This window comes from Stutzerimonas nosocomialis (assembly GCF_005876855.1).
Classification (GTDB): domain Bacteria; phylum Pseudomonadota; class Gammaproteobacteria; order Pseudomonadales; family Pseudomonadaceae; genus Stutzerimonas; species Stutzerimonas nosocomialis.
The window spans coordinates 19675-37426 of record NZ_QLAE01000041.1 but is presented as its reverse complement, the minus strand read 5'-3'; the positions used below and the strand labels follow the sequence as shown (position 1 = coordinate 37426).

Genomic DNA, 17752 nt, shown 5'->3' with positions numbered 1-17752 from the left:
GGGATATTGCCATTAGGAGCGCGGCGGCCACCGGCGCCACGGAAAAGGCGACCGCCGCCACTCATCCGACCCTGCCTGAAATGAAAAGCCCCGCGAGATGCGGGGCTTTTCGTTGGCGCGGCAGGTCGCTTAGCTGCCCATGCTCGAACGCTCGCGGACCGGCTGCGAGTCGTTGGAGATGGTGACTTCCACCCGGCGGTTCATCGCCCGGCCCGAAGCGGTGGCGTTGCTGGCGACCGGGTATTCCCGGCCGTAGCCACGGGTCACGATACGACGCGCATCTACGCCCATGCGGACCAGGGCCGCGCGAACGGCTTCGGCGCGACGCTCGGACAGGCGCAGGTTATGGGCGTCCGAACCGGTGCTATCGGTATAGCCCTCGACGATGAGCTGGCGGTCGGGGTTCTCGTTGAGGAAGTCCGCGAGCTTCTGCACGTCGCGCATGCCGCCGGGCTTGAGCTCGGCACGGTCCACGTCGAACAGCACGTCACCGAAGGTCACCAGCGTGCCGCGGTCGGTCTGCTTGGTCTGCAGGTCTTCCTGCAGCTGGCGGATCTCTTCCTGCTGGCGGCGCAGCTGGGCGTCACGGGATTCGAGGCGGGCTTCGGCGCGTCGGGCCGAGGTCTGCTCGAGTTCCTGTTCGGCGGTGCGCAGCGCGATGGTCTGCTCGGCCAGCTCGACGCGGCGCTTGGTCAGGTAGGCGAGCTGATCGACGCGCTCCTTGTCCTCCTTGTTTTCGTAGGCCTGGTTCGCCTTGTTGAGCATCTGCTCGGCATCGCGCGTTTCCAGCGCGGCCACCTGCGCAGCCCGGGGGTTGTTCTGCAGCGAGGTGAGATGCGTGCGCGCCTGCTCGAGGTTTTCGTTCGGCGGAGTCGCGCAGGCGGTCAGGCCGATGCTTACGGCAAGCAGCGTGGGGAGGGTAATGAGTTTGTGCATGATCTGGTCATCCTGTGTTGATGCGGATCGACAATGGACAGATCGTTGAAAAGGGAAGGGCACGAGGACTGCGGTACCTGCAGCTTTTCAACGAAAAGCATGGGCCTCAGGGCTTACTGCGGCATGCCGCGCATGCTCTCTTCGCGCAGCTCCTGGATGCCCTGGTTGGCGTCCTGCACGGCCCGCTGTGCCTTGGCGGCCTGCGCCTTGCGCTCGGCCACACGGGCATCCCATTCGGCCTGCTCGGCGAGCTTGCGCGCCTTGTCGTAGTTTTCCTGCTGCATCTCCAGTTGAGCCTGGTTCCACTTGTCACGGGCGTTGCGCATTTCGACCGCAGCGAATTCGGTGCCACCGGCGCTTTCGGCATTGCGAACGGCGGATTCGGTGACGGCGAACTGCTCCTTCGGTGGCGGGCTGCCTGCGCAGCCGGCGAGTACGAGGCCGCTCAGGGCCAGGGCAGCGATGCCCGGCAGACGAATACGTGATTTCAGGGTTCCGGCAGTGTTTTCGCTCATGGTCAGTCTCCAGTGGAAATGTCTGACAGTGAATGCCTCAAACGTGCTGTCCAGGGCCCGTCCTCGGGGCGGTGGAGCGACGTGGCATAATTTTTCAGAGGCCCCCGTCACGCAAACGTTCAGTGGAGAAGGTATGCGCGGGGGCGCTGCGACGCCTGTTCGCGACGTCAGGGTTGCTGTTCCTGCTGCAGGCGCAGCAGGTGCTTCTTCGACAGCTCGAGGAAGCGCGGGGTGGGCCCGATGTCCTCGTACACCGGGTCGCCCTGCTCGTCGGTGGTGATCACCTCGCTGCCCTGCTCGTAGGGCATGCTCGTCTCGACGGCTTCCAGTGCCGCGCTGACCAGCTCGCCGAGCAGCGCCTCGGTGCTCCGCTTGGGATACATCTCGGCCAGCGCGGCCAGGCGCGCCGCCGCTTCCAGGTCCAGCGGAATGCTGTAGCGGGTGCGGGTCATGTTGCCTTTGGCTTCGTTTTCCCAGTGCCTGACCAGCTCTGCGATCTTCATCGGATCCTCCTCGTCTTTCCGGCCCGGGCGCCTGTTCGTCGGATGCTGCGCCACGCGCCGGCCTGCGAACGCAAGGCCGTGCATCGCCTTGCCATGCCCGCAAGGGGCGGGCACTCTAGGTTCGATATGAATGGAGCCGCGCCGTTCAGCGGCGCTGGCGTAGCGCTGCAGCCGGGGGAGACAGCCATGGCGAAGATCGACGCGCGTCTGCGCGAGAATGTCCACCTGCTCGGCGAGCTGCTCGGACGGACCATCCGCGAGCAGCATGGCGAGGAGTTCCTGCGCAAGATCGAGCTGATCCGAAAGGGCGCCAAGGGGGCGCGACAGGGGTTCGCCGACGGGGCGCGGTTGCTGACCGAGACCCTCGACAGCCTGGACGAGCACGAACTGCTGCCCATGACCCGGGCGTTCAACCAGTTCCTCAACCTCGCCAATATCGCCGAGCAATACCACCGCATGCGCCGTCGCCGGCCGGACGAGGCGCCGCCGTTCGAAGCCGGTGTCCTGACCGATCTGCTCCAGCGCCTGCTCGAGGCCGGCCATCGTGGCGAGGCGCTGGCCCGCCAGGTCAGCCGGCTGGACATCGAGCTTGTGCTCACGGCCCATCCCACCGAGGTGGCACGGCGCACCCTGATCCAGAAATACGACGCCATCGCCGAGGAACTCGCCGCCCGCGATCATTCCGATCTCTCGGCCGGCGAGCTCGCACGCATCGAGCAGCGGCTCGAGCTGCTGATCGCCGAGGCCTGGCACACCGAGGAGATCCGCCGCAGCCGGCCGACACCGGTCGATGAAGCCAAGTGGGGCTTCGCGGTGATCGAGAATTCGCTGTGGCACGCCCTGCCCAGCGTGATGCGCCAGACCGATGCCGCGCTGCGTCGCAGCACGGGGTTTCACCTGCCGCTCGAGGCCGCGCCGATCCGCTTCGCCTCCTGGATGGGGGGCGATCGGGACGGCAACCCGAACGTGACCGCCAAGGTGACCCGCGAGGTGCTGCTGCTGGCGCGCTGGATGGCGGCCGATCTCTACCACCGCGATGTCGACGAGCTGGTCGGCGCGCTGTCGATGCAGGCCGCCAGCGACGAGCTGCTCGCCCGTTCCGGCTCCACCGCCGAACCCTACCGGGCGGTGCTCAAGCAGTTGCGCGAACGCTTGCGCGCCACCCGTGACTGGGCCCACAGCGCACTGCAGCAGGAGCTGCCGCCGTCGCCGCTGGTGCTGCAGGACAACGCCGAGCTGCGCGAGCCGCTGGAGCTCTGCTACCACTCGCTGCACGCCTGCGGCATGGGTGTGATCGCCGATGGCGCCTTGCTCGACTGCATGCGGCGGGCGGCGACGTTCGGGCTGTTCCTGGTCCGCCTGGACATTCGCCAGGATTCGTCCCGGCATGCCGCCGCGCTCGCCGAAATCACCGATTACCTGGGGCTGGGCCACTACGACGAGTGGGACGAGCAGCGGCGCATCGAATTCCTGCAGGCCGAGCTGGACAATCGCCGGCCGTTGCTGCCCCGGGATTTCCGGCCGTCGGCCGAGACCGCGGAGGTGCTCGCCACCTGTGCGGTGGTCGCGGCGGCGCCGGCGGCGTCCCTGGGCTCATACGTCATTTCCATGGCCCGGGACGCCTCCGACGTGCTGGCGGTGCAACTCCTGCTCAAGGAGGCGGGATTGCGCCGGCCGATGCGGGTGGTGCCGCTGTTCGAGACCCTCGACGATTTGAACAACGCCGGCCCGGCGATCGACCGGCTGCTGCAGCTGCCGGGCTACCGGATGCGCCTGCAGGGACCGCAGGAAGTGATGATCGGCTACTCCGACTCGGCCAAGGATGCCGGCACCACGGCGGCGGCCTGGGCGCAGTACCGCGCGCAGGAAAGCCTGGTCGGCCTGTGCCGCGAGCATGGTGTCGAGCTGCTGCTGTTCCACGGTCGCGGCGGCACGGTCGGCCGCGGCGGCGGCCCGGCCCATGCGGCGATCCTGTCGCAGCCGCCGGGTTCGGTGGCGGGGCGCTTCCGCACCACCGAGCAGGGCGAGATGATCCGCTTCAAGTTCGGCTTGCCGGGCATCGCCGAGCAGAACCTGAACCTGTACCTGGCGGCCGTGCTGGAAGCGACGCTGCAGCCGCCGCCACCGCCCGAGCCGGCCTGGCGTGAAGCCATGGACCGCCTGGCCCAGGCGGGCGTGGAGGCTTACCGCGGGATCGTCCGGGACGATCCCCGATTCGTCGACTACTTCCGCCAGGCGACCCCGGAGCAGGAGCTCGGGCGCCTGCCGTTGGGCAGTCGGCCGGCCAAGCGCCGCGAGGGCGGCGTGGAAAGCCTGCGCGCGATTCCCTGGATCTTCGCCTGGACCCAGACACGCCTGATGCTGCCGGCCTGGCTGGGCTGGGGCGAGGCGCTGCAGGACGCGCTGGCGGCGGGAGAGCGAGAGCTGCTGCAGCAGATGCGCGAGCGCTGGCCGTTCTTCTCCACCCGCATCGACATGCTCGAGATGGTCCTGGCCAAGGCCGATGCGGAGATCGCCGAGCGCTACGACGAACGCCTCGTCGCCGAGGACATGCGACCGCTGGGGCGGCAGCTGCGCGACCGATTGTCGCAGACGGTCGAGGCCGTGCTGCAACTGACCGGGCAATCCGAGCTGCTGACCCACAGCCCTGAAACCCTCGAAGCCTTCAGCCTGCGCAACACCTACCTGGACCCTCTGCACCTGCTGCAGGCCGAGTTGCTGGCACGTTCCCGGCAACGGCAGAACGAGCCGGAAAGCCCGCTGGAGCAAGCCTTGCTCGTCAGCGTCGCGGGTATCGCGGCGGGGCTGCGCAACACCGGCTGAGGCTGCGGCAAGGCGTCGCGTACAGGCCCCGCTGCGAAGCCGGGGCCGCGCCCGGCGAGCCCCGGGGCGTGCCGCCCGCAGGCCCCCGGCCGGGCACCGGTGGGCGGCCAGCGCTGCTACTTTCGGCGGCTTGTGCCGCTTTGGGGTGCTGTGTATGGTGATCAACCTTTTGCCGCGAAGCGGCACCTAACAATAATTACCGAGATGTGCCGCATAAACTGGCCATCCGGCAGGATTTATTTCCAACTTAAGGAGCACATCGATGCGCGTGATTCTGCTGGGAGCGCCCGGTGCCGGCAAAGGTACTCAGGCTCGCTTCATCACCGAGAAATTCGGCATCCCGCAAATCTCCACCGGAGACATGCTGCGCGCGGCAGTCAAGGCGCAGTCACCACTGGGCCTGCAGGTCAAGGACGTAATGGACAGCGGTGGCCTGGTTTCCGATGACATCATCATCGCGCTGATCAAGGAGCGCCTGGCCCAAGCCGATTGCGCCAACGGTTTCCTGTTCGACGGTTTCCCCCGCACCATTCCGCAGGCCGAAGCGCTCAAGCAGGCCGGCGTGAAGCTCGACCACGTCCTGGAGATCGCGGTGGACGACGAAGAGATCGTCAGCCGTATCGCCGGCCGTCAGGTCCACGCGGCGTCGGGTCGTGTCTACCACATCCAGCACAACCCGCCGAAGGTGCCGGGCAAGGACGACGTCACCGGAGAAGACCTGCTTCAGCGCCCGGACGACAAGGAAGAGACCGTGCGTCACCGTCTGTCGGTCTACCATTCCCAGACCAAGCCGTTGGTGGCCTTCTACCAGCAGCTGGCCGCCAGCGAAGGCACGCCCAAGTACAGCCGCGTCGAAGGCGTCGGCTCGGTGGAGCAGATCACCGCCAAGGTGCTCGCCGCGCTGAGCTGATCGATCCGCACCGCTGATACGGCCCGCTTGCGGGCCGTTTTCGTTTGGGTGGCGGGCAGTGCCGGCAGGACGGCCCCCTCCAGACGCCGCGCTGGCCGCCGCACCAGCCGCCGCACTGGAAAAACCAGCGACAAACCGTTTTAATGCCCGCCCTTTTCGTTATCCCGTCCGACCTCACATGACCACGCTGCTGGCACTCGATACCGCCACCGAAGCCTGCTCCGTCGCGCTGCTGCACGACGGTCGGGTCCTGAGCCACTACGAGGTGATTCCGCGCCTGCACGCGCAGCGTCTGCTGCCGATGATCCAGCAGCTGCTCGGCGAAGCCGGCGTGGCGTTGTCGGCCCTCGACGCGATCGCCTTCGGGCGGGGCCCGGGAGCCTTCACCGGCGTGCGCATCGCCATCGGTGTCGTCCAGGGGCTCGCCTTCGGGCTGCAGCGGCCGGTGGTGCCGGTCTCCAACCTCGCCGTACTGGCCCAGCGCGCCTGCCGTGAGCAGGGTGCGCGGCAGGTCGCCGCCGCGATCGATGCGCGCATGGACGAGGTGTACTGGGGCTGTTATCGCGAGGAGGCGGGCGAGATGCGCCTGGCCGGTGTCGAGGCGGTCCTGCCGCCCGAACAGGTGAGCCTGCCACGGGGAGCGCAAGGCGACTGGTTCGGCGCCGGTACCGGTTGGGGCTACGCCGCGCGGCTGGCCGTCGAGGTGGTGGGCCAGGATGCGACGCTGCTGCCGCATGCCGAAGACCTGCTGGCCCTGGCCCGGTTCGCCTGGCAGCGGGGCGAAGCGGTCGATGCGGAGTTGGCGCAGCCGATCTACCTGCGTGACAACGTTGCGACGCCAAAGAAGGGTATTTGATCGTCCGGCTCTTGACGCCGGCGAAGCTTCAGCGATCATTGGTCGCACTGTGCGGTCCAACCCCATGACTTCGTTGCTCCAGGCCCAATGATGCGCATCGACGGTTCTTCCTCTTCCTACCCGCTTGACCGCCCCGTTCGCCCGGGCGGCGCCGTCACGCCGTACCGGGAAAGCCAGCGCCATGCCGAACTGCTGCGTGAGCAGCCGCCCGCCAATTCATCCAGTCAGGGATTCGAGCGCATCGCGCAGCCGCGCCAGGTCAACGCCGCGACCAGTGGCGCCTCGGTCGACAGCGATTATTTTCCCGCGCGCCTGGCGCAGCCCCATTTCGATCCGGGCGACTCCGATCGGCCGCTGACCAGCAAAGCCGCCCAGGCGCTGGCGAGCTACAGCAGCACCGCCCGCCTGAGCGTCGACCTCGATGCCAACGAGGTGCTGGGGCTGGATCTCTACGCATGACGCAGGCGATCCGCCAGCGGTGAGCTTGCCGTACTACCTCGGATGCCCCTCCTGGAACGAGGCCGCCTGGCGCGGCGCGCTGTATCCGACTTCCCTCGGCTCGACCGGCTACCTGCAGCACTACTGTTCGGTGTTCAACACCGTCGAGGGCAACACCACGCTCTATGCCTGGCCTTCCGAGCGATCCGTGCAGCGCTGGGCCGAGCAGATGCCCGAAACCTTTCGTTTCTGCGCCAAGTTTCCCCGCGAGATCAGCCAGGCGGCCGACCTTCGCGATGCCCTCGACACGGTCGACCGTTTTCTGTCGTTGCTCGCGCCGCTGGGGCGTCGTGTCATGCCGCTGTGGCTGCAACTCCCGGCGAGCTTCGGGCCGGCGCGTCTGGATGAGCTGGTCGCGATGTTCGAACATCTCGACCGTCCGGTGGCGGTGGAGGTGCGTCATCGGGCGTTTTTCGCGCGGGGCGAGGAGGAGCGTCGGCTGAACCGCCTGCTGCTCGACCGGGGCATCGAGCGCATCTGCCTGGACACCCGCGCGCTGTTCAGCTGCCAGGCGCGCACGCCCGACGTGCTGCGCGCACAGTCCAAGAAGCCACGCCTGCCGCCGCGGCCGACCGCCTTCAGCGAATCGCCGCAGGTGCGCTTCGTCGGCCATCCGCTGCTCGAGGCCAACGACGCGTTCCTCGTGCCCTGGCTGGAAAAGGTCGTCGGCTGGATCGAGGCGGGGAAGACGCCCCACGTCTACCTGCATACGCCGGACAACCACCTCGCGCCGGACCTTGCCCAGCGCTTTCATCGGCTGCTCGGCGAGCGGCTGCCGGGCATGCCGGAGCTGGCGACCGTGCCGCTGCAAGGCAGCGCACAGCTGTCCCTGCTCGGCGAAGGGCGCTGACGCCCGCGCAAGCGCGATCACCATTTGCCGGTTGCGCTGACGCGGCGATGCAACCCTGCACGCGCTTCGTTGCCGAAAAGGCATGACCTTCGGACGTTTTTTCCTTCTGCTGATACTGGCCGGGGCGGGCTTCGCCTTCGCGGTCTGGCGCCAATACGTGGATATCCCGCCGCGCTGGAATCCCTGGGCGCCGCTGAACGTCCGCGAGGCGCCCAACCTGCTGACGCCGTTCAAGCTGCGGCGCCTGCAACAGGACCGCAGCCTGTGCGAGCAGGCGCTCGGCAGCTCGACCCTGCGCTACGTGGCGGTGCCCGACAGCACGCCGGAGCCCGGTTGTCCGGTGGAGAACAGCGTGCGGGTGCAGGGCTCGGAGGTGCGCTTCAATGGCCCGTTCCTGGCGACCTGTCCGCTGGCGGCCGCCTATGCGATGTTCGAACTCCACGGGTTGCAGCCGGCGGCGCAGGAGATATTCGGCCAGCCGGTGACGCGCATCGACCACTTCGGCAGCTTCGCCTGCCGCAACATCGCCCGCAGCAACCGGCGCAGCCAGCACGCCAGCGCCAATGCGCTGGACCTGGCCGGGTTCCACCTGAAGGACGGCACCCGCATCACCGTCGCGCGGGACTGGAAGGGCGATGACGACAAGGCGCGCTTCCTGCGCCGGGTGCGGGATGCGGCGTGCAAATCCTTCAATGTCACGCTCGGCCCGGAATACAACGCGGCCCACCACGATCATTTTCATGTCGACATGGGGGGCTTCGGCGTCTGCCGCTGAAGAGGGCTCCGGGCTCTGGCACAATGGCGCGCTTACGTCTGCCGCTGCATGAGCCCGCCCGATGTCCATCAGTCCTCCCACGGTTCGCGTCGAACCGCTCGAATCCGCTTTCGCCGAGCAGGCCAGCCATTGGGCGCAGCGGCTCGGCCTGCCGCTCGAAGGCGAGGCGCAGTTCGCGCTCCAGCTCGGCCACGCCGGGTTGCAGCTGCAGGAATTGGCGCCCGACGCGCCGGGGCCGGTACGGGTGGACTTCGTCGAGGGCGCCGCGGCGCACCGTCGGCAGTTCGGCGGCGGCAGCGGGCAGATGATCGCCAAGGCGGTCGGCATCCAGCCCGGCGTGCGTCCGCGCGTGCTCGACGCCACCGCCGGACTGGGGCGTGACGCCTTCGTGCTGGCCACCCTGGGTTGCGAGGTCCGCCTGTTCGAGCGCCAGCCACTGGTGGCGGCGCTGCTGGAGGACGGGCTGGCGCGCGCGGCCGCCGATGCCGAGGTGGCGGCCATCGTCGCGCGGATGCAGCTGCGGCAGGGCAACGCCATCGAGCTGATGAGCGGCTGGGACGGCGAGCCGCCCCAGGTCATCTACCTCGATCCGATGTTCCCGCACCGCGACAAGAGCGCCCTGGTGAAGAAGGAGATGCGCCTGTTCCGGCCCTTCGTCGGCGACGACGATGACGCGCCTGCCTTGCTGGCCGCCGCGCTGGCACTGGCCAGCCACCGCGTGGTGGTCAAGCGTCCACGCAAGGCGCCGGCGGTGCAGGGCGCGGCGCCCGGGTACAGCCTGGACGGCAAATCCAGCCGCTACGACATCTATCCGAAGAAAAAGCTGGCCTGAGTTCAGCGCCGGTAGGCGCGCATGAACACATCCACCACGTCCGCGACCTGCGCCTCGATGGCGGCCTGATCGAGCGGTTCGGCGTAGCCGATCAGCAGGTGGAAGTGGTGCGTTCCCTTGATCATCGCGCAGAAATGGTCGGCGGCCGGGGCGCCATCCTCGAACGCCAGCAGGCCGCGAGCCCGCGCGCGTTCGAGCAGACCCCGCAGCTCGTCGAGCACCTGCTTGGGCCCCGCCTCGAAGAACATGCGCGAGAGGGACGGGTTCTGCTTGCCCATCGAAACCATCACCCGGTGCAGGCCGACCGACTCGGGGCTGTTCACCAGGCGCCAGAAGGCCTGGCCGAGGCGTCGCAGTACGGCATCCAGCGGCATGCCTTCGGGCAGCTCGAACAGCTGACGCGGCAGCTGGGCTTCGCAGGTCAGCGCGACGGCGGCGCAGAACAGCGCTTCCTTGTCCTTGAAGTGGCTGTAGAGCGTCAGCTTGGATACGCCCGCCTCGGTGGCGATGGCGTCCATGCTGCTGCCTTCGTACCCTTTGGCGAGGAACAGCACGCGCGCGGCATCGAGGATGGCGGCGCGCTTGGCGGGGTCTTTCGGGCGGCCGGGGCCGGGGGAAACGCTGTCGGTCATCGGTTCTTTTTAATACTGGACTGAGTGGTTCGGTATTTTTAGTATACCGACCAGTTTACCCACCTCGCGCGCCGGCGCGCCAAAAGGACTTCCTCCCATGTTCCGCCATGCCTTGCCTGTCGTGTATTCCCTCGGTTGCGCGTTCCTGCTCGCGGCATGCGGCAATGGTGAGGCGCCCCAGCCATCCGTCCGGCCGGTGATGGTCGTCCAGCCGCAGCCGGCGCGGGAGGCGTCGCACAGCTACCCGGGCGAAGTCCGTGCGCGCTACGAGCCGGAACTGGCGTTTCGCATCGGTGGCAAGGTCGTGGAGCGGATGGTGGAGGTCGGCCAGCGGGTGACCAAGGACCAGCCGCTGGCACGGCTCGATCCCCAGGACGTGCGCCTGCAACTCGAAGGCATACGGGCCCAGGTCGCTGCGGCCGAGGCCAACCAGCGGGTCGCCAAGGCCGAGCTGGATCGCTACAAGACGCTGCTCGACCGTCAGCTGGTCAGCCGCTCCCAGTACGACAATGCCGAGAATCTCTACCGCGCGGCGGTGGCGCGCCTGCAGCAGGCCCGCGCCGAGTTCGACGTGGCCAACAACCAGGTCGACTACGCCGTGCTGCGCGCCACCCGCGACGGCGTCATCGCCCAGCGCCGGCTCGAGGTGGGGCAGGTGGTGGCGGCCGGGCAGACGGTCTTCCTGCTCGCCGCTGATGGCGAGCGCGAGGTCGCCATCAACCTGCCGGAGCAGTCGGTGGAGCGCTATCGCATCGGCCAGGAGGTCGAGGTGGAGCTCTGGTCGCAACCGGGCAAGCGATACGCCGGAACCCTTCGCGAGCTTTCGCCGGCAGCGGAGCAGCAGTCGCGGACCTATTCCGCTCGGGTGGCCTTCAGCGCAGGCGATGCGCCGGTGGAGCTCGGCCAGAGCGCCCTGGTGTTCATCGGCGCCGGGGAGCGCGAGCCCCTGGCGGTACCGCTGTCGGCCCTGAGCGCCGAGCAGGGCCAGCCCTTCGTCTGGCGCGTGCGTGCCGATGCCACCCTGGAACGTGTCGCGGTGCGCACCGGTGCGTTCGGCGAGGACCTGGTGCCGGTCCTCGAAGGGCTGCGCGCCGACGACTGGATCGTCATGGCAGGGGTGCAGCTGTTGCAGGAAGGGCAGGCCGTGCGGCCGGTCGATCGTGACAACCGCGCTGTCGCGCCTGCGGCCAAGGAGTAACGGCGATGGGTTTCAATCTCTCGGCCTGGTCGCTGCGCAACCGGCAGATCGTCGTGTTCGTGATGCTGCTGATCGCGGTGGTCGGTGCGCTGTCCTACAGCAAGCTGGGGCAGAGCGAAGACCCGCCGTTCACCTTCAAGGCCATGGTGATCACCACCCACTGGCCCGGCGCGACGGCCGAAGAGGTGTCGCGGCAGATCACCGAGCGCATCGAGAAGAAGCTCATGGAGACCGGCGAGTATGACCGCATCGTCTCCTTTTCACGGCCCGGCGAGTCGACGGTCACCTTCATGGCCAACGACGCCCTGCGCTCCCGTGACATTCCAGACCTGTGGTACCAGATCCGCAAGAAGATCGGCGACATTCGCCACACCCTGCCGGCCGGCACCCTGGGGCCCTTCTTCAACGACGAATTCGGCACGACCTTCGGCAACATCTACGCGCTGACCGGCAAGGGGTTCGACTACGCCGTGCTCAAGGACTACGCCGACCGTCTGCAATTGCAGCTGCAGCGCGTCCAGTCGGTGGGCAAGGTCGAGCTGGTCGGCCTGCAGGACGAGAAGATCTGGATCGAGCTGTCCAACGTCAAGCTGGCGACCCTCGGCGTGCCGCTGGAGTCGGTTCGCCAGGCGTTGCAGGCGCAGAACTCCGTGGCCGCCGCAGGGTTCGTCGAAACCCTGAGCGACCGGGTGCAACTGCGCGTCACCGGCAGTTTCCAGACGCTGAAGGAGATTCGCGACTTCCCGATCCGGGTCGACGGGCAGACCTTCCGCATCGGCGACGTGGCGAAGGTCTACCGGGGCTTCAACGACCCGCCGGCGCCGCGCATGCGCTTCATGGGCGAGCCGGCCATCGGCCTCGCGGTGTCGATGAAGAGCGGTGGCGACATCCTGTTGCTCGGCGAGGCGCTGCAGCACGAATTCGCCCGTCTGCAGCAGGAGCTGCCGGCCGGCATGGAGCTGCGCAAGGTGTCCGACCAGCCGGCCGCGGTGAAGACCAGCGTGAGCGAGTTCGTTCGCGTGCTGGTCGAGGCGCTGGTGATCGTCCTGCTGGTGAGCTTCTTCTCGCTCGGCGTGCGCACCGGGCTGGTGGTGGCGCTGTCGATTCCCCTGGTGCTGGCGATGACCTTCGTCGCCATGAACTACCTGGACATCGGCCTGCACAAGATTTCCCTCGGCGCGCTGGTGCTGGCGCTGGGGCTGCTGGTGGACGACGCGATCATCGCGGTGGAGATGATGGCGATCAAGATGGAGCAGGGCTTCGACCGCCTCAAGGCGGCGAGCTATGCCTGGAGCAGCACCGCCTTCCCGATGCTGACCGGCACGCTCATTACCGCGGCCGGCTTCCTGCCGATCGCCACCGCGCAGTCGAGCACCGGCGAGTACACCCGTTCTATCTTCCAGGTCGTGACCATCGCGCTGGTCGCGTCATGGATCGCCGCGGTGGTGTTCGTGCCGCTGCTCGGCGAACGCCTGCTGCCGGACCTGGCCAAGCTGCACGCGCAGAAGCATGGCGCCAGCGATCCCTACGCCACGCCGTTCTACCAGCGTGTTCGCCGGCTGGTGCACTGGTGCGTGCGGCACCGCAAGACGGTCATCGTGCTGACGCTGCTGGCCTTCGTCGGCGCCATCGGGCTGTTCCGGCTGGTGCCGCAGCAGTTCTTCCCGGCATCCGGCCGGCTCGAGCTGATGGTGGACCTGAAGCTCGCCGAGGGCGCGTCGCTCAAGGCCACCGAAGCCGAGGTGCTGCGCCTGGAGGAGATGCTCAAGGCGCGCGCTGGCATCGACAACTACGTGGCCTACATCGGCAGCGGCTCGCCGCGCTTCTACCTGCCGCTGGACCAGCAGTTGCCGGCGACCAGCTTTGCCCAGTTCGTGGTGCTGTCCAAGACCATCGAGGACCGTGAAGCCCTGCGCCTTTGGCTGATCGAGCGCCTGGAGGCGGATTTCCCGAGCCTGCGCGGTCGCGTGACGCGGCTCGAGAACGGTCCGCCGGTGGGCTACCCCATCCAGTTCCGGGTAACCGGCGAGCACATCGACGTGGCTCGCGACCTGGCGCGGCAGGTGGCGGCGAAGGTGGCGGAAAATCCGGTCGTGTCCAACGTCCACCTGGACTGGCAGGAGCCGAGCAAGGTGGTGCGGCTGAACGTCGACCAGGACCGGGCCCGGGCGCTGGGCGTCAGCACGGCGGAGCTGTCGGGGTTCCTGCAGCGCACCTTCAGCGGCACGCCCGTCAGCCGGTTCCGCGAGGACAACGAACTGATCGAGATACTGCTGCGCGGCACGCCGCGCGAGCGGGAGGAGCTGTCGATGCTCCCCAGCCTGGCGATCCCGACCGCCAGCGGCCGCAGCGTGCCGCTGGCGCAGGTCGCGACGCTGGAGTACGGCTTCGAGGAGGGTGTCATCTGGCACCGCAACCGCCTGCCGACGGTCACCGTGCGTGCCGACATCTACGGACAGGAACAGCCGGCCTCGCTGGTGGCGCAGATCTCGCCGACCCTCGACCCCATCCGGGCCAAGCTGCCCAGCGGCTACCTGCTCGAGGTGGGCGGCACGGTGGAGGATGCCTCGCGGGGGCAGGCGTCGGTGAACGCCGGCATGCCGTTGTTCATCATCGTGGTGTTGAGCCTGCTGATGCTGCAGCTCAAGAGCTTCTCCCGTGCCGCGCTGGTGTTCCTGACCGCGCCCCTGGGGCTGATCGGCGTGGCGCTGTTCCTGCTGCTACTGCGCCAGCCGTTCGGTTTCGTGGCGATGCTGGGCACCATCGCGCTGTCGGGGATGATCATGCGCAACTCGGTGATCCTGGTCGACCAGATCGAGCAGGACATCGGCGCCGGTCACGACCGCTTCACGGCCATCGTCGATGCGACCGTGCGGCGCTTCCGGCCGATCGTGCTCACCGCGCTCGCGTCGGTGCTGGCGATGATCCCGCTGTCACGCAGCGTGTTCTTCGGCCCGATGGCGGTCGCCATCATGGGCGGGCTGATCGTCGCCACGGCGCTGACGCTGCTGTTCCTGCCGGCACTCTATGCGGCCTGGTTCAGGGTCCGGGAAGGCGAGCGGCCGCAGCCAGGCTGATCGTTATCCGGCCGGCGGCCAGGCCATTCGCGGTCAAGGCCCCTCCACACGGCGACGGAGAACCGTGGGAGAGCTCTCGACCGCGAACGAAGCCAGCCAGTAGCCAGCCCGATCAGAGCGCGCCGAAGACCTTCTTGGCGATGCTGGTGGCGGCTGCGGCGGGGTTCTGGCGGATGCTCGCTTCCTGCTCGGCGATCACGCTGAACAGGCCGTCGAGGGCCTGCTCGGCGACATAGCTCTCGATGTTGGTGTGCTTGGCGTCGACCGCACCGAAGCTCGCCGCCCTGCCGGCCAGGGCGTTGTACTGCTGGGCCAGGCCGACCTGGTCGGTGGCCTGCTTGACGATGGGCAGGAACCTGGCCCGCAGCTGTGCCCGGCTCGACTTGTCCAGGTAGCGGGTGGCCGAATCCTGGCCGCCGGCGAGGATGCCCTTGGCGTCCTGCACGGTCATCTTCTTCACCGCATCGAGCAGCAGTGCCTGGGCTTGCGGCACGGCGGCCTCGGCGGCCTTGTTCATGCTCGCTTCGAGCTGTTCGACCTGGGCGCCCATGCCCACCATCTTCATGGCCCGCGAGGCCTTGCCCAGCGTGCCGGGCAGTTCGATGCGCCGCTGGGGGTCGTTGCCGAACCCGCCGGGGCGGCCCAGCTGCTGGACGGCGACGTGGGTGCCCTGGGTCAAGGCATCCTTGAGCCCGGCGGCGGCGTCGCCCTGGCTCAGGTCCTTCAGCGACAGAGCCTGGGCGCTGGCGGCCAGCAGCAGGCCGGCGAAAAGCGTGAGGGTGCGCATCATGGTGGATGTCCTTTGCAAGGTGGCGAAAGAGCCGGTCATGCCGGCTCGAGGGCGTCTTCGTTGCGCTCCAGCGCGACCTGGCGAATCGACAGCCGGATCTCGGCCGGCAGTACCCGCTTCGCCGCGCCTTCTGCCAGGTCGCCCAGCAGTGGATGGTAGCTGAGCTTGCCGGCTTCGTTCTGGCGCAGCACGCCTTGCGCCAGCAGGCTCTTGATGAAGTGGCGGAACAGGCTCTTGTCGAAGAACTCCGGCGCGTTGAGGCCATGGAGGATCGACAGGCGCTGGGCCATCACGGTGCAGAGATTCTCCAGCTCTTCGGCGGTCAGGGTGTACTGGCCGGCGTTGAGCAACAGCGCGATGGCCATGTAGAAGCGCTGCAGCGTCTGCACGATGGTCCGGGCGAGCAGGGTCAGCAACACGAACTGGCGCGAGCTCGGCGCGGGACGGACGTAGACCTCGCCATCGAGCTTGAGCAGCCCCTGCTCGACGAAGGCTTCGAGCCACTGGTCCACCACCGCGTCCAGCTCCTCGATGTCCCAGCGGATGAACAGCTCGGCCTGCAGGTAGGGGTACAGCGCCCGCGTGAAGCGCAGGATCTGCTCGCGACTCATCCGCGCGCTGCTCTGGAAGAAGCTCGCCAGGAGCGCCGGGAGCGCGAAGATGTGCATGACGTTGTTGCGGTAGTAGGTCATCAGGACGGCGTTCTGCTCGTCCAGGTACAGGATCTTGCCCAGCGCGTCCTTCTGTTCGGCGAGCAGGTCCATGCCCTGCACGTGGGCGATCAGCGCCAGGCCATCGCCTTCGGGCAGCGTGACATGGGGCGAGTAGGGCACCGCGCGCAGCAGCGCCTGGTAGAGATCGAGCAGCCGCGCCAGCGCCCGTTCGTCCAGGGCCAGCTTGCTGGTCGACAGCAGCGCCGTGGCCACCAGGTTGACCGGGTTGATCGCGGCGGCCTCGTTGAGGCGTTGCGCCACCCGTTCGGCCAGGCGGTTGGTGGTCTCGGAGAGCCATTCGGGGCGGAACTCGGGCGCCAGCTCCTGGCGTCTCCAGCCGGGCTGTTCCTGTTCCAGGAACTCGGCGAGCTTGAGCGGTTCGCCGAAGTTGACGTGGACGTGCCCGAAGCGCTGCTTGAGGGCGCCGATGACCTTGAAGATGTCGAAGATCGACTCCTTCTTCTTCGCCGCGCCGCGCAGTTCGCCGAGGTAGGTGCGCCCTTCGAGCACCCGCTCGTAGCCGATGTAGACCGGTACGAAGAGGATCGGCTGGCGCGAGGAACGCAGGAAGCTGCGCAGGGTGATCGCCAGCATGCCGGTCTTGGGCTGCAGCATGCGCCCGGTGCGCGAGCGCCCGCCCTCGACGAAGTATTCCACCGGGAAACCGCGGCTGAAGAGGGTGTGCAGGTATTCGTTGAACACCGCCGTGTACAGCGGGTTGCCCTTGAAGGTGCGACGCATGAAGAAGGCGCCGCCGCGACGCAGCAGACCGCCGATCACCGGCATGTTGAGGTTGATCCCGGCGGCGATGTGCGGCGGCGTCAGGCCGTTGCGGAACAGCAGGTAGGAGAGCAGCAGGTAGTCGATGTGGCTGCGGTGGCAGGGCACGTAGATCACTTCGTGACCATGGACCGCCTCCTGCACCTGTTCCAGGTGGTTGACCTTGATGCCGTCGTAGATCTTGTTCCAGAACCAGGACAGCAGCACTTCGAGAAAGCGCACCGCCGTGTAGGCGAAGTCCGAGGCGATCTCGTTGCCATAGCGCAGCGCCTGGGCCTCGGCCTTCTCGACGGAAATCTTCTCGCGTTCGGCCTCGTCGCGAATGGCCTGGCGCACCTGAGGCGCATGGACCAGGCCCTTGACCAGGTTGCGACGGTGGGACAGGTCCGGGCCGATCACGGCGGTTTTCTGGTTGCGGAAATGCACCCGCAGGATGCGGTGGACCATGCGCAGCGTGCGCTCCTGGCCCTTGTTCATCGCCACCAGTTCGCTGAGCTGGATCGGCGAGGAAAACTGCACGCGGGTCTTGCGCCCCAGGATCAGGATGCTCACCAGGCGCCGCAGGCGGCCGGTCACCGCCCAGCTGTCGGCGAACAGGAGCTTCCACGGGCTGGTCTCGCGGTCGGGCGACTGGCCCCAGAAGACGCTGACCGGCACGATCTGGGCGTTGTCCACGGCGTTGTGGTCCAGCGCGTCGACCAGCCGCACCAGGGTCGGCGAGGCGACGAAGCGGTTCGGCCGGCCGAACCAGCTCGCCGCCGGCGTCAGGAAGAAAAACGCCGCCGGCTCCACATGATCGCCCACGGCCACCGGCACCACCGGGCGGGGCAGGCCGGCCTTCATGCATTCCACATCCAGCACCGCCAGGTCGCTCAGCGATTCCTTCTGCAGGACGTAGAGCACCGGCTTGCTGCGGTCGAGCTTGAGGGTGAAGGCCGACTGGTTGATGGCTTCGGAGCGAACCCACAGATAAAGCAGGCGGCGCAGGGCGCCGAAGACGAGGCGGTGAAAGGGCGAGCGGGTCATGGATCTTCTGCGAACGTTGGGCCGGGGCCCGGGGGGCG

The 17752-nt window shown here is 67.9% G+C and carries 15 protein-coding genes; 9 read left to right on the top strand and 6 right to left on the bottom strand.

All coding sequences use genetic code 11. From position 1 onward, the window contains the following. Positions 1-129: 129 nt before the first annotated feature. The 3 genes from lptF to DN824_RS19650 all read right to left on the bottom strand — a co-directional run bounded on the left by lptF (position 130) and on the right by DN824_RS19650 (position 1954). Complete coding sequence (gene lptF / locus DN824_RS19660) at positions 130-936, bottom strand: lipotoxin F family OmpA-related lipoprotein LptF (RefSeq protein ID WP_138410051.1); 807 nt, start codon at positions 934-936, stop codon at positions 130-132. A 113-nt stretch (positions 937-1049) separates the two neighbouring features. Further along, positions 1050-1451: a DUF4398 domain-containing protein gene (locus DN824_RS19655; protein WP_138410050.1), complete on the bottom strand. Its 402-nt coding sequence runs from the start codon at positions 1449-1451 to the stop codon at positions 1050-1052. A gap of 167 nt (positions 1452-1618) precedes the next feature. Then, entirely contained in the window at positions 1619-1954 is a 336-nt protein-coding gene (locus DN824_RS19650; RefSeq protein ID WP_138410049.1) for a pilin assembly protein, read from the bottom strand. Between the two features lie 186 nt (positions 1955-2140). Between DN824_RS19650 and ppc the strand changes: the two genes are divergently transcribed. From ppc to DN824_RS19615, 7 genes are all read left to right on the top strand, one after another. After that, a complete protein-coding gene (gene ppc / locus DN824_RS19645) occupies positions 2141-4777 on the top strand; it encodes a phosphoenolpyruvate carboxylase (protein ID WP_138410048.1) in 2637 nt (878 codons plus the stop codon). Between the two features lie 262 nt (positions 4778-5039). After that, positions 5040-5687: an adenylate kinase gene (adk, locus tag DN824_RS19640; RefSeq protein WP_138410047.1), complete on the top strand. Its 648-nt coding sequence runs from the start codon at positions 5040-5042 to the stop codon at positions 5685-5687. A 178-nt stretch (positions 5688-5865) separates the two neighbouring features. Then, complete coding sequence (gene tsaB, locus DN824_RS19635; RefSeq protein ID WP_138410046.1) at positions 5866-6543, top strand: tRNA (adenosine(37)-N6)-threonylcarbamoyltransferase complex dimerization subunit type 1 TsaB; 678 nt, start codon at positions 5866-5868, stop codon at positions 6541-6543. A 90-nt stretch (positions 6544-6633) separates the two neighbouring features. Beyond that, positions 6634-7002, top strand: a complete 369-nt coding sequence (locus tag DN824_RS19630) for a hypothetical protein (RefSeq protein ID WP_138410052.1) — start codon at positions 6634-6636, stop codon at positions 7000-7002. 19 nt (positions 7003-7021) lie between these two features. Beyond that, the gene (locus DN824_RS19625; protein WP_241666742.1) at positions 7022-7891 is read left to right on the top strand and encodes a DUF72 domain-containing protein; all 870 of its coding nucleotides are present in this window, start codon (positions 7022-7024) and stop codon (positions 7889-7891) included. 82 nt (positions 7892-7973) lie between these two features. Beyond that, on the top strand, positions 7974-8666 hold the full coding sequence (locus DN824_RS19620) for an extensin-like domain-containing protein (RefSeq protein ID WP_138410044.1): 693 nt from the start codon (positions 7974-7976) through the stop codon (positions 8664-8666). A gap of 61 nt (positions 8667-8727) precedes the next feature. Continuing rightward, a complete protein-coding gene (locus tag DN824_RS19615) occupies positions 8728-9498 on the top strand; it encodes a class I SAM-dependent methyltransferase (RefSeq protein ID WP_138410043.1) in 771 nt (256 codons plus the stop codon). A 2-nt stretch (positions 9499-9500) separates the two neighbouring features. Here the strand turns inward: DN824_RS19615 and DN824_RS19610 are convergent, their stop codons facing one another. Then, positions 9501-10130, bottom strand: coding sequence for a TetR/AcrR family transcriptional regulator (locus DN824_RS19610; RefSeq protein ID WP_138410042.1), 630 nt, complete (start codon positions 10128-10130; stop codon positions 9501-9503). A 97-nt stretch (positions 10131-10227) separates the two neighbouring features. Here DN824_RS19610 and DN824_RS19605 point away from each other — a divergent pair, with 97 nt between their 5' ends. Next, on the top strand, positions 10228-11328 hold the full coding sequence (locus tag DN824_RS19605) for an efflux RND transporter periplasmic adaptor subunit (protein WP_138410041.1): 1101 nt from the start codon (positions 10228-10230) through the stop codon (positions 11326-11328). 5 nt (positions 11329-11333) lie between these two features. After that, positions 11334-14405: an efflux RND transporter permease subunit gene (locus tag DN824_RS19600; RefSeq protein ID WP_138410040.1), complete on the top strand. Its 3072-nt coding sequence runs from the start codon at positions 11334-11336 to the stop codon at positions 14403-14405. A gap of 112 nt (positions 14406-14517) precedes the next feature. On the opposite strand, the gene DN824_RS19595 is transcribed toward DN824_RS19600, so the two are convergent. Both DN824_RS19595 and plsB read right to left on the bottom strand, forming a co-directional pair. Continuing rightward, positions 14518-15195, bottom strand: coding sequence for a DUF4197 domain-containing protein (locus DN824_RS19595; RefSeq protein WP_138410039.1), 678 nt, complete (start codon positions 15193-15195; stop codon positions 14518-14520). Positions 15196-15230: 35 nt separating this feature from the next. Beyond that, positions 15231-17714, bottom strand: a complete 2484-nt coding sequence (gene plsB / locus DN824_RS19590) for a glycerol-3-phosphate 1-O-acyltransferase PlsB (protein WP_138410038.1) — start codon at positions 17712-17714, stop codon at positions 15231-15233. Positions 17715-17752: the final 38 nt, after the last annotated feature.

Bases quoted from the DNA above. Each gene is read 5' to 3' on its own strand.
- DN824_RS19630 (WP_138410052.1), top strand. From the start codon at position 6,634: ATGCGCATCGACGGTTCTTCCTCTTCCTACCCGCTTGACCGCCCCGTT.
- DN824_RS19620 (WP_138410044.1), top strand. From the start codon at position 7,974: ATGACCTTCGGACGTTTTTTCCTTCTGCTGATACTGGCCGGGGCGGGC.
- DN824_RS19605 (WP_138410041.1), top strand. From the start codon at position 10,228: ATGTTCCGCCATGCCTTGCCTGTCGTGTATTCCCTCGGTTGCGCGTTC.
- DN824_RS19650 (WP_138410049.1), bottom strand. From the start codon at position 1,954: ATGAAGATCGCAGAGCTGGTCAGGCACTGGGAAAACGAAGCCAAAGGC.
- DN824_RS19595 (WP_138410039.1), bottom strand. From the start codon at position 15,195: ATGATGCGCACCCTCACGCTTTTCGCCGGCCTGCTGCTGGCCGCCAGC.
- DN824_RS19610 (WP_138410042.1), bottom strand. From the start codon at position 10,130: ATGACCGACAGCGTTTCCCCCGGCCCCGGCCGCCCGAAAGACCCCGCC.
- ppc (WP_138410048.1), top strand. From the start codon at position 2,141: ATGGCGAAGATCGACGCGCGTCTGCGCGAGAATGTCCACCTGCTCGGC.
- lptF (WP_138410051.1), bottom strand. From the start codon at position 936: ATGCACAAACTCATTACCCTCCCCACGCTGCTTGCCGTAAGCATCGGC.
- tsaB (WP_138410046.1), top strand. From the start codon at position 5,866: ATGACCACGCTGCTGGCACTCGATACCGCCACCGAAGCCTGCTCCGTC.
- adk (WP_138410047.1), top strand. From the start codon at position 5,040: ATGCGCGTGATTCTGCTGGGAGCGCCCGGTGCCGGCAAAGGTACTCAG.
- DN824_RS19615 (WP_138410043.1), top strand. From the start codon at position 8,728: ATGTCCATCAGTCCTCCCACGGTTCGCGTCGAACCGCTCGAATCCGCT.
- DN824_RS19600 (WP_138410040.1), top strand. From the start codon at position 11,334: ATGGGTTTCAATCTCTCGGCCTGGTCGCTGCGCAACCGGCAGATCGTC.
- plsB (WP_138410038.1), bottom strand. From the start codon at position 17,714: ATGACCCGCTCGCCCTTTCACCGCCTCGTCTTCGGCGCCCTGCGCCGC.
- DN824_RS19655 (WP_138410050.1), bottom strand. From the start codon at position 1,451: ATGAGCGAAAACACTGCCGGAACCCTGAAATCACGTATTCGTCTGCCG.